General features: G+C 60.2%; 8 protein-coding genes. All 8 read left to right on the forward strand.

The annotated features are described in order from the left end of the window. The first annotated feature begins 16 nt into the window (after positions 1-16). The 8 genes from PSH64_RS16070 to PSH64_RS16105 all read left to right on the forward strand — a co-directional run bounded on the left by PSH64_RS16070 (position 17) and on the right by PSH64_RS16105 (position 11,472). Positions 17-1,096, forward strand: a complete 1,080-nt coding sequence (locus tag PSH64_RS16070) for a glycosyltransferase (RefSeq protein ID WP_305477804.1) — start codon at positions 17-19, stop codon at positions 1,094-1,096. After that, positions 1,093-2,205 (forward strand): glycosyltransferase, encoded by a 1,113-nt coding sequence (locus PSH64_RS16075; RefSeq protein WP_105344684.1) that lies wholly within the window; start codon positions 1,093-1,095, stop codon positions 2,203-2,205. The genes PSH64_RS16070 and PSH64_RS16075 overlap by 4 nt, the downstream gene beginning before the upstream one ends. After that, positions 2,202-3,515 (forward strand): O-antigen ligase, encoded by a 1,314-nt coding sequence (locus PSH64_RS16080; protein ID WP_105344686.1) that lies wholly within the window; start codon positions 2,202-2,204, stop codon positions 3,513-3,515. Before PSH64_RS16075 ends, PSH64_RS16080 begins: the two co-directional genes overlap by 4 nt. A gap of 29 nt (positions 3,516-3,544) precedes the next feature. Further along, positions 3,545-4,498: a glycosyltransferase family 2 protein gene (locus tag PSH64_RS16085; protein WP_305477805.1), complete on the forward strand. Its 954-nt coding sequence runs from the start codon at positions 3,545-3,547 to the stop codon at positions 4,496-4,498. 13 nt (positions 4,499-4,511) lie between these two features. Then, entirely contained in the window at positions 4,512-5,930 is a 1,419-nt protein-coding gene (locus tag PSH64_RS16090) for an oligosaccharide flippase family protein (protein WP_305477806.1), read from the forward strand. A 116-nt stretch (positions 5,931-6,046) separates the two neighbouring features. Next, positions 6,047-7,111 (forward strand): UDP-glucose 4-epimerase GalE, encoded by a 1,065-nt coding sequence (gene galE, locus PSH64_RS16095; protein WP_305477807.1) that lies wholly within the window; start codon positions 6,047-6,049, stop codon positions 7,109-7,111. Beyond that, positions 7,108-8,580, forward strand: coding sequence for a family 16 glycosylhydrolase (locus PSH64_RS16100; RefSeq protein ID WP_305477808.1), 1,473 nt, complete (start codon positions 7,108-7,110; stop codon positions 8,578-8,580). Before galE ends, PSH64_RS16100 begins: the two co-directional genes overlap by 4 nt. A 162-nt stretch (positions 8,581-8,742) precedes the next feature. Beyond that, positions 8,743-11,472: a hypothetical protein gene (locus PSH64_RS16105; protein WP_305477809.1), complete on the forward strand. Its 2,730-nt coding sequence runs from the start codon at positions 8,743-8,745 to the stop codon at positions 11,470-11,472. Positions 11,473-11,647 lie beyond the last annotated feature (175 nt).

Raw genomic sequence — 11,647 nt, forward strand, 5'->3', positions numbered from 1 at the left:
GCATTGAGCACCCGCCATGCATATCCTGTTCACCCTCAAGGACTTCAAGCCCGATGGTGGCCTCGAGCGTGTCCAGCAACGCCTGGCCAGGCAGTTTCTCAACGACGGCCAGCAGGTCAGCTATTTCGTCATGAACGGCGACACCGCGGACGATGAAGGGGCCGTCACCCTCAAGGGCGGCGGCAGTGGCATCGTCGGTTTGCTCAAGTCCGTGCGGCTGCTGCGCCGGATCATTCGGCGCGAAGGTGTGACTCACCTGATCGCCGCCAAGGAACAAGCCAACCTCTGCGCCTGGTTTGCCACCCTGGGGAGCCCATGCAAGGTCATCTATACCCGGCACGCGGCACTCGATTGCAGCGAACAAAGCATCAGCCCCGCCATCCTGCGCCTGCTCTACGGGTTGTACCTGTGCGGTAACGATCAAGTCGTGGCGGTTTCCAGGGGCCTGCGCCAGGCCCTCGCCGACCTGGTGCCCTGGGGGCATCGGCGCATTCGTTATTGCCCCAATGCCGTGGTCACCGAGCAACTGCTCAACGCCGCGCAGACGCCCCTGCTCACCGGTTTGCCGACCGAGTTCTGGCTAGGGGTGGGTCGGCTGGTGGAACCCAAGGGTTTCCATTTGCTGCTCGACGCCTATGCCATGGCCCTGGACAGCGCCGCACTGCCGGATCTGGTGATCATCGGCGATGGCCCGCAACTCGTTGCGCTGACGACCCAGGCTCATCGCCTAGGCATCGAGGACCGTGTGCATTTCACCGGTTTCCTGAGCAATCCCTACCCATTGATCAGGCATGCACGGCTGCTCATCCTGAGTTCCTTTCATGAGGGCTTGCCGACCGTCCTGATCGAGGCCCTGGCGCTGGGTACGCCGGTGCTGGCCTGTGACTGCGATACCGGGCCCCGGGAACTGCTTGATCACGGTCGCCTCGGCCAATTGGTCAAGGTCAATGATGTATCGGCGCTGGCCGAAGGGATGCTGCGCAGCCTGGCCTCCCCAGGCCAGGCTGCGCCAAGCCCGCAAGTGGTTGCTGACGCAATCCGCCAGTACACCAGCCAATACGCCGCGCAAGCGTATTACCAGGTATGGAACCAATGAAAAGACTGCTGATCATTCTGCAGGACTTGAACGGGGGCGGCGCCGAAAAAATGATGGTGCGCCTTGCCGGTGCGCTGACTGACGCCGGCAATGACGTGACCTTACTGATGCTCACCGGTGCCGGCGTGAACTCGATGCGCCTCGACCCACGGGTAAAGAAGGTCGAGTTGCACAGCGCGCGCAGCGCCAGGGCGGTGCCGGCACTGGCTCGCTTTCTTCGGCGCAATCGCTTCGACGCGCTACTGGCCGCCCTCACCCATGTCAATGTGGTCGCCATCGCCGCTGCCGCACTGTCAGGGACTTTGGCGCGTCTGCACGTCAGCGAGCGCAACGCGTTTTCCCACGACAAACACGTCAACCCCGCTTTGACGGTGCGGGCAGCCTACCTGATGGCTCCGCTGCTGTATCGACTCATCCCCAATCCGGTGATCTGCGTTTCGCGCGGCGTCGCCCAGGACCTGGTCGATACCACCATCACACGCCCCCAGGATGTCACCATCGCCGACAACCCGGTGCTCGACAACGATTTTCGCGACAAGACGCCGGGGCGTCCCAGCCACCGCTGGCTGCGGGAAAAATCCACCCCGGTGATTGTCGCCGTGGGTCGCCTGGCACGGCAAAAAGGCTTTGACGTATTGATCGAGGCTTTCGCCCGTCTGGCCGATCCCCATGCCCGCTTGATCATTTTCGGTGAAGGCGCACTCAGGCCCCAATTGCTTGAGCAGGCGGCGGCCCTGGGCGTGGCCGATCGGTTCGATCTGCCGGGCTATACCGTCGATCCACTGGCGGAGGTAGCAGCGGCCGATTGCTTCGTCCTGTCGTCGCGGTTCGAGGGCAGTCCCAATGCGCTGGTCGAAGCCATGTCGACGGGCACTCCTGTGGTATCGACTCACTGCCCCTACGGCCCACAAGAGATTCTCGACAATGGCGCGATCGCTCCGCTGGTGGCCGTCGATGACGCTGACGCACTGGCACGGGCCATCACGCAGGAGTTGACGTTGCCTCGTCATGCAAATCGCCAGGCCCGCATCGATGCCACTACCCGCTTCATGAACACTCGCGCGGCAAAAACCTACCTCGATGCGTTGCTGGGGAGCCAATCGTCATGAGTAAACTGGAAGTCAGATACACCACGCTGCGTGACGCCTTCACTTTGTTCGGGGTGCTGTTTTACGTCCAGGTGATCGGATTTGTTTTCGGGCTGACGGATGTGTCGAACCTGGACACCGCCGAAAAAGACCTCGAAGGCAACGCGGTCAACCAGATCTGCGGCCTGATCACCCTGCTGGTGCCGCTGTTCTTCTTCATCCGCAACAAGGTCTTCATCAGCAAGCGTTTCTACAGAAACAACGTCTTTCTGCTGGTGTTCATACTCTGCCTGGCCGTATCGATCAGTTGGTCCTACGACCCGATGCTCAGTTTCAGACGCTTTATGGCGCTGATCAGCGTGGTCTTCTTTGCCGGTTTCGTCGCCTACAACTACAGCCTCGAGAAAATCGCCTTCATGCTCGGTTGCATGATCGGCGCCGCAGCGTTGCTCGGCTTGGTATTCGCGCTGTTCAGGCCTGACATTGCCTTCATTTACGGCGGTATTCGCGATGGCGCGTTCAAAGGGATTTTCCCGGAAAAAAATGCCGGCGCCCGGATCAACGCCATCGCCATTTTGCTACTGCTGCCGATGATCCGTCAGCGCAACCCCTGGGCCATCATCTGCTCATTGTTCTCGCTGATCGCGATTGCGCTGGCCCAATCTGCCACAGCCGTAGCACTGATAGTTGCCGGCACGGCGAGCTATTGGTACTTCCTCACGCTGATCCGCTTGCACATCAACCGCTCCCTGCCCGCCTTCCTCGCTACGACAGTCGTCTATGGGCTGATCTGCTTCTTTGTCTACGGCAATTATGCGCTGCTGCTGGAGCTGACCGGTCGTGACCCGTCACTCACCGACCGCACGCTGATCTGGGACTTGCTCACGCCGCTGATCGACGCCGAATTGCTCAAGGGTTATGGCTTCGGCGCCTTCTGGTCCAGCCCGAGCGCCGACATCTTCATCAACCGCTGGGGTTACATCGGCAATGCCCACAGCGGCTACATGGAAACCTTGTTGAATGGTGGCATCGTTCAGTTGATAGCGCTGATCCTCATGCTGCTCGAGGCGCTGATCAAACACTATCGGGCCGTGGTGGCTGATCAGTCGCCACGGTTTCACGCCAGCGCGATGGTCATCATTGGGTCGTTCATGCTCACCAACTATGTGGCGTATGTGATCCCGAATTACCGCTCCGCGGAGTTCCTGGTGTTCTGCACCCTGGCCCTGTCCTTTCGGCATCACCACGCGACCCGCCACGAGTTGTCACCGGCAACCCTCGGCCAGGGTCCGTCTGGCAAGGCCTTGCCGCCCGATTCAGCCAAGGCGTAGCCACAGGAGAAACTACAGGAGAAACAACCATGCCAGACCAAGCCTCTCCTTTACCCCATTCAGTGTGCGTCGTGATCCCGATGTACAACAGCGCCGACAGCATTGAGCAAACTCTGGCGTCCCTGGCCGGGCAAACCCGACTGCCCGATCACGTCATCGTCATTGACGATGGTTCTACCGATGACGGACCACAACGGGTCAAAGACTTCGCGGCGCCGTTTCGCCTGACGTTGTTGCACCAGGCCAACGAAGGCCAGGCCAGCGCCCGCAACCACGGATTGCGGCACACTGAAGAGACTTTCGTGGCGTTTCTCGATGCCGATGACACATGGTATCCGCAAAAGCTGGAACAACAACTGGCGCTGTATGACGAGCTCAGTCGTCAGGGACGGCCGGTGGGGCTGATAGATTGCTACGTGCTGAACGATTACGGCGACGGCAGGCGGCAAGTGGAAAAACGGCGAAAAAACGGCTGGCATTTCTACGATTTCATCCACGCCAACGTCGTCAACGGCGTGTCCTCCGTGCTGGCCAGGCGCGATGTGATCATGCAACTCGGCGGCTTCGATGCCAGCCTGCGTTACTCCGAAGACCGCTTCATGTGGGCCCGGGTCGCCGAACACTGGGAGATCCACACGGTGCCCCAGGTGCTGCTGCAGCGCAGGGTCAACAGCGGCAACATCACCTCGCAACCGACAAAATACTACCCGCAAAAAATCAGGTTCATCGAGGTGTACCTCGCCCGCTATGGCGAGCAGCTAAGCAAGCAGCAACGGATCGATTTCGTGCTGGGCAACCACACCGACTTTCTCAATCTGTTTTCCCGCAGAGCCGAGCATGCCCAGGTGATCGGCGTGTACCGGCGGATGCTGGAATATTCCTGGCAAACGCTGATCTTCGCCAACGGCAAACCGACTTTGCGCTACCTCTACGCATGCGCCCGATCATTGCGCAAGACAACCGCGTCAACCACCGCTCATTGAACCGGTATCCACCATGGCCAATCGCCGTCTGGTTACATTGATCTGGATCTTCACCGAGAAATTCGGCCTGATCTTCCTGTCGATGATAACCTTCGTCGCGTATGCCAGGCTGCTGTCGCCCGCAGAGTTGGGTGTGGGCACGGTCATCATTGCCACCGTCGAGTTGATCGGCCTGATTTATTCATCGATTCTGGAAGACCCACTGGTACGACTCGAGCGGCTGGAAGACAAACACATCGCCACGGCCTTCTGGGCGGCGGTGCTCGTCAGCCTGGTGTCCATCGTCGTCATCTCGGGCGCGGCGATTCTGTACACGCCCGACCCGGTGCTGCGATGGATGACGGCGGTGGCCTCGGTGAAAATCCTGTTCACCATGATGGCGCGGGTCTATGTGGCGCAAATGCGCCGTAGCGGCAACTTCAGGATGCTGGCGTCGCGCACGTTGCTGGGCAAGGTGTTTGGTGGCGTGGGCGGCATCGCCGTCGCGCTGTGGGGGTTGGGGGCCTGGGCGGTCATTGCCCAGGCCCTGATCATGGAGTTCGTGTCCATTATCGTATTGATGCGCGCAGACTCGCGACGCATTGCCTTTTATATCGACGGCCCGTTCTTGCGCGAACTGTTGAAGGCCGGCGCACCGGTTGCCATCAACGCGTTGAGTTCGCAAACGCTGCAGCGCGGGGTCAACGTGGTCTTGGGCATGACGGCCGGCACCCACGCGGTTGGCATGTTCAACATGGCGATGCGCATCATCGATCTACCGCGTACGGCGATCTATCACGGCCTGATGAGCTATGCGCTGCCGGTGTTTGCCCGGCGCAGCGCCGATCCCTCACGGTTGCGCGCGATCATCAGCGATTCGACCGTCGTCAGCGGCTTCCTGCTGACGCCCCTGTTCATCGGCATCGCACTCACGGCGCAGGACCTGATCCTGTTGATCTTCGGCGCCAAATGGGCCGAAGCCATTCCCCTGCTGCAGGTGCTTGCATGCACCGCAGCCATCGGCAATACCGCCATGTACGCCACGACCGCACTGGTCGCGGTCAATCGCAGCCACCTGACCATCAAGGCCGAAGTGGCAACCACGGTACTGGCACTGGCGCTGGTCTATAGCTTCGGCGGCCTCTATGGCGGCATGGCCGCCGCCCTGGCCCTGCTGGCCCGGATGACGATTATCACGCCGCTGCAAATCCGCGGGTTGAACAGCGCCATCGGCTATGGCTGGCGGCTGTTCTTCGAAACCACCTATCGCAGCGTGATTGCCTCGCTCGTCATGGCAGCGATCGTGCTGATGGTTTCCTCCCGATTGGGCTTTCAAGGCTACCTGCACCTGATCTGCAGCATCGTGGTTGGCGCGCTGAGCTATGCCGTGGCGTATAGCGTCATGCACCCGCGCTGGCCGCAAGAATTCAAATCGGTTTTCACCACCCGCTGAGTTCAGTGGCGCGTAGCGCTTCCCCCAGTGAGTTCCGGACACAACCCGAACTTTTTTCCTGTCCGGACCACATTCCCCTGACCCGTGCAATCGCCTAGTGACAGGAACGCCCCATCATGCACAAAACCACGTTGATTACCGGCGGCGCCGGTTACATCGGCTCCCATACCACCTTGACCCTGATCGACGCCGGCCACCAGGTGCTGGTTCTCGATAACCTGTGCAACAGCTGCCGGGAATCGCTCGCGCGCCTGGAGTATCTGACTCGCACACGGGTCGATTTCATTGAAGGCGATATTCGCAATACGAAACTGCTCGACGATATCTTCAGCCGCTATGACATCGAGGCCGTGGTGCATTTCGCCGGTCTCAAATCCGTGGCGGAAAGCGTTCGAAAGCCGCTGGATTATTACGCCAACAACGTTGTCGGCACGCTCAACCTCTGCCATACCATGGCCCGATACGAAGTCTTCAAATTGGTGTTCAGCTCCTCCGCCACCGTGTATGGCGCCCCCCGACAGATACCGATCATCGAAGACCTGGGCACAGGCAAACCGGTCAATCCCTATGGTCGCACCAAGCTCCTGATCGAAGAGTTGCTCACCGACCTGTGCCTGTCCGACCCGCAGTGGAGAATCGCGGTGTTGCGCTACTTCAACCCGATTGGTGCTCACGAAAGCGGGCTGATCGGGGAAAACCCCAATGGCTGGCCCAACAACCTGCTGCCTTGCCTGACACGGGTCGCGATGAGACAAGTGCCCGAACTCACGGTGTATGGCAGCGACTACCCTACTGTCGATGGAACGTGCGTGCGTGATTACGTCCATGTGGTCGACCTTGCCGAGGGCCATCTCAAAGCGTTGCAGGCGTTGCAGAACAGAAACGGCATTCATGCCTGGAATCTGGGGACCGGCATCGGTTACAGCGTTCTGCAGATCATCCGCAGCTTCGAGGACATTACCGGCATTACCATCCCCTTCCGGTTCGCGCCGCGCCGCGTCGGCGATATCGCCGAATGCTGGGCCGACCCCGGCAAGGCGAGGCGAGAACTGGGCTGGAGCGCGCAGCGCGACCTGATGCAGATGATCATCGATACCTGGCGATGGCAGTTGTTCAATCCGCACGGGTACCGCTCCCAACCCGGATTGATGGCATCGATTGCGTTAAAACAATGGGTATGAGCAGGTATCTTCTGCTGATCATCCTGCTATCGGTTGCTTGCCACACGCCGGGGGCCTCTCCCCAGCCGCTTGCCAACGGCCTGGTGCTGTGGCTCGACGCCGCCGATGCCTCGAAAATGACCCTGGATGCTCACAGCCATCTTCTGCGCTGGTACGACAAATCCGGCAAGTCCAACGACGTCAGCGTCGACGATGCAGCAAGCGCCTCACTCCCGCTGCGGGTGGAAAACGCCATGAATGGCCATGCCGTGGTGCGCTTGAGCGGTGCTTCAGCCTTCCTCGGCAAGGCGATTCGTGCGGCAAAAGGCCCCGTTACCGTGTTGATCGTGTCACGCCGACTGACCGGGCAAAGCGGCGGCGAAACCTGGCAGCGGCTGTTCAGTTCACGCCCGCGAATCGCCGACAACGACAACGTGGCACCGAATTTCGCGATCAGCGTGCAACAGACCAACGCCTACGATCCGACCCTCTTCTTCCTGGAACTCGACGAGGTGCCCATCGGCCCGTATGCGGTGGGACGGAATGTGGTCGGCAACACCGAACACTTGCGCGGCGACATCGCTGAAATCCTGGTGTACGACCGGCGCCTGGACTCCCTGGAGGACCGTCAGCGCGTGTCTCAGTATCTGGCGCAAAAATGGTCTGTCGCCATTCCCAAGGTTGCCAATTCCTGGACCCGTACAGGCCCCTTGGGGCCGATACCGCAACGGCGCAACGCTGATCTGCCACTGTCCGATCAGGCCAATGTCGGTCGGTGGGTCCTGGACACCCGATTTTGCGACGACTTCGACGGCGCGACCCTTAACCCCCGTCGCTGGCACGTCAACGATGCCACGGGTACTGACTCGCTCGGGCGTAAACCGGCGCTGTTCTCGCCAGATAATGCCTACCTCGGCGAGGGCAACCTGAACATCGTGTTCCGCCAGCAAGCCGTGCCGCAAAAGTACGTTCGCCTGGGCTACCAAGGCTATGGCTCGGCGATGGTCCGCACGATCGAGCGCAGTTTTTACGGCTACTACGAAGCCCGCGCCAAACCGATGGATTCGGCAGGTTCCAGCGCGTTCTGGCTGGCGTGGACGGGGCTGGCCGACAACGCCACGGAAATCGACATCTTCGAAATCGGCGGCAGGACCAAAGACGCCGCCTTCGACCGTCTGTACAACATGAACGCCCATGTTTGGGCCACGCCACAAAGTACCGGGCATTTAAGCAATGGCAGCAGCTGGATCAGCCCATGGCGCTTCGCCGCTGCATTCCATGTCTACGGTTTTGACTGGCAGCCCGACACCCTGCGCTGGTACGTCGACGGCGTACTGGTGCGAGAAGCAAAGAACACTCACTGGTTCTTTCCGATGCAAATCGTTTTTGACAGCGAAGCCATGTGGAATTGGTTCGGCGTTGTCGACGACGCCGATCTGCCCTCCACCTTCCGCGTGGACTACCTGAAAGTGTGGCGCCACGGCAACTAGCCTGGTCTCGATCGGGGATCGCCTTTCCCCCTCCCAAGTAGTCTGAAACTCCCACCCTGCCTGGGAGTATCGGCCGATGCGCAATCTCCGGCGCCTCGCCATAGTTGAGTTTAAAGGTCAACGGTCAGGCCTCGATGACCGCAATTGTTCTGGAGAACAATCATGGCTATCGGAATCACCAGCACGTACGTTTCGCTGGACGAAACGGCCGGGCTACAGAACGCAACCGCCACGCCAACCCCTGCGGGAGATGCTGACGACAACGACATTCTGGTGGCGTCCCTGCCCTCGGTCTTCTCTACCCGTTTGACCGCACTGGGGGCAGGTACCGCAACAGGTGCGGCCTTGAGTGGCTACACCGGTGCCGTGGGCGACACGGGCAGCGATGCGTTCACCATCAGCGCCCCGCCCGGAGCAACCATTACCGATATCAGCTTCGTCGACAGCGCTGGCGCACCGCTCGATGGTCTGGACAGCGGACTGTTTACCCTCGACGGCACCAGCATCCTTCTCTACACCGATACGAACGACAACAACATCCTTGTGGGCCGTGCCGGGGCCGCGGATGGCGCGATTGTGTTCGCTGCCTATATTGAAGAAACCGGATCGCCGGCCACGGGCGGCAAGATCTGGACCGTGGAGTACCAACCGCTCAGTCACCCGGACGCTAGCAACCCCGACGATGCTGTCAATCTGCTGGATAAGGTGTTCGTCGGAGCCAGTCAGGACCTGGAATTCAGTCTGAAGGATGCGCCCTCCGGTCAAAACCTCTTCCTGATGTACACGGTAGCGAACCCGACAGTTGTCGACGACGCTGGTGTTTTGCGGATCACGGATCCCACCATCATCGCCACCGGCAAAGACCCCGCCGACCAGTCATCTGGCGTCAATATAAATACTGGCGATACGATCAATACCAGCCAGGCGGGTGGCCCGACCACCTTCGGCACCAACAACCAGATGATTGTGGAACAGGAAGGCATCCGTTATTCGTTCGTCACGGGTGCCAGGCAGGATGTGACCATTCCCAACCTGGATCAAACCGAAGCGGATGTTGAAGCCAACATCGACTTTACCGACGTCTTCAATGCGAAGACGGCCAGTTTTGACGTCGTGCAGTTGCAAAGCGGCAAGAGTGCTGTCGTAAAAGTCAGCGCATACAGCACCGCTGCTGAACCTGGCGTGAATTTCATCAACGGATACGCAAATGACACGCCGGTTGCCATCACCAGCGTTCGCGTCATCAACATCAGCACCGGGCTGGTGATCGAGAATTCAGACGGCTCGGTGAATGATCCGGCCATTGGCATCAGCTTTACTGCTGGGGTAGCAACCATCACCGGCGTTAAAGCCGATTACCGGATTGAATACACCACAACGGCGGATCACAACCGCGTGCTCGTCGAGAACGGGGCGGCCCTCGATGCCAAGGGCAATACCCACGCCGATTTTGATATCGGTGGCTTCACGCTGCTCCAAACCTCGATTTCGACCGCTGAAGTCGGCTCACAGATGATCTTCGAAGACGACGGGCCAACACTCGCGTTCGGCAACCTGATCGGGACCGGTAGCGTCCTTCCACAATTCGGATACTGGGATAACTCGGCCGGTGCCGACGGGCTGGATGCGAACGGTCTGGATATCTCGTTGCTGAATAACCAGTTCACCCTCGTCAGGCCAGACAGCACGACCACCACCGGGACCGGCACGCTCACCGAGCTGTCGCCCTCACCGGACGGCAATGGCGCGTACCAATTTGCAGGGACGTTGACCGGCGATTTCGACAATAACGCTGCCACGGCGGATACCACCGTCGACTACACGCTGACCGCCTATGCCAACGGCAGCTATGCACTGGACCTGGTGCAGGGCTTCGGTTCGACGATCGTGCTCAGCAGTGCCGACGGCGCGCTCCGTGCCGGCGGCCCGGACCCCGTGCGCACATTGCTGATTCCGCCGACGAATGACCCGGCTATTCCTTCGGCATCCGAGGAGATTGTGTTCTTTTCCGCGGAAGCAACTGCGTCGACTGCGGACATCCTGACCGGCATCGGGCTCGGGAAACCCGACCCCACCGAAGCCGAGCTGCAGACCACCCCCCTGCCCTCGTACATCGACCCGGCGGCCATGAACGTCAGCACGGCCGGCATCGGCGTTGGCAACAACGTTTTCCAGGGAGACAACCTGGCGGCAATCAGCTCCGCCGATGAAAGCTTCGTCGTCAACCCGGAGAGCCTGCTGTCGGCCATGAAGGTCTTCATCGACAACTCCGTGGCGGGTTACAAAACGGCGACCGAGGACCTGTACTACAGGATCTACTACGAGGATGGCTCAGTTTCGGCGCTCACCGAGGTAAACACCCTGACTCCAGAGGCCGGCGGACAGGTGTCCTTCCTCATTGAGAAGGAGGGCACGGCGCTGATCGACGCTGTACAGCTCACAATGGGCCGGGGCGAAATCAAAATCCCGGTGATCCAGTTCATTCAGGAGACCGAGAACCTGGCCAGCGATATCCTGCTGACGTTCAACGCGACGCTGACGGATCAGGATGGGGACTCGGCGACGGGTACGTTTGACGCCAACCTGTTCGCCAACGACTTGCCCCCCGCCCTCTTCGACTACACGCTGGCTGGCACCGGCGGTGAGCGTGATGCCTTCAACGTCGATTTGTCATTCTCCGAGGACCAGTATCAGGTCACCGGCTTCGATGCGAGCGCAGATCTACGAGACACGCTGGTGCTCAACGGCGACCCGAGCGCCGTTGTCCAATCGATCGACACCAGCGGCGCAGACAGCATCGTGACGGTTGCCGAAACGGGCGGACAAACAACGACCATCACCTTGGTCGGGGTCGATCTTCTGAGTACCGACATTGTGATTACCAGCGCCTGAGGTATCGCGCGCGTAAACGGATGCGAGGGTGGTGCAAACCACCCTCGCATTGTTTTTTGCCGTTCGACCACAAGGTTTGAACGCGGCGGGTACATACACGTTATGCGGCAGGCCACCGACGAGGACGGATAGGCCGAAACTCCCATCCCGCCTGGGAGTTTCGGCCGATGCGCAA

Origin of the sequence: Pseudomonas sp. FP1742 (genome assembly GCF_030687145.1) — a bacterium.
Lineage (GTDB): Bacteria > Pseudomonadota > Gammaproteobacteria > Pseudomonadales > Pseudomonadaceae > Aquipseudomonas > Aquipseudomonas frederiksbergensis_D.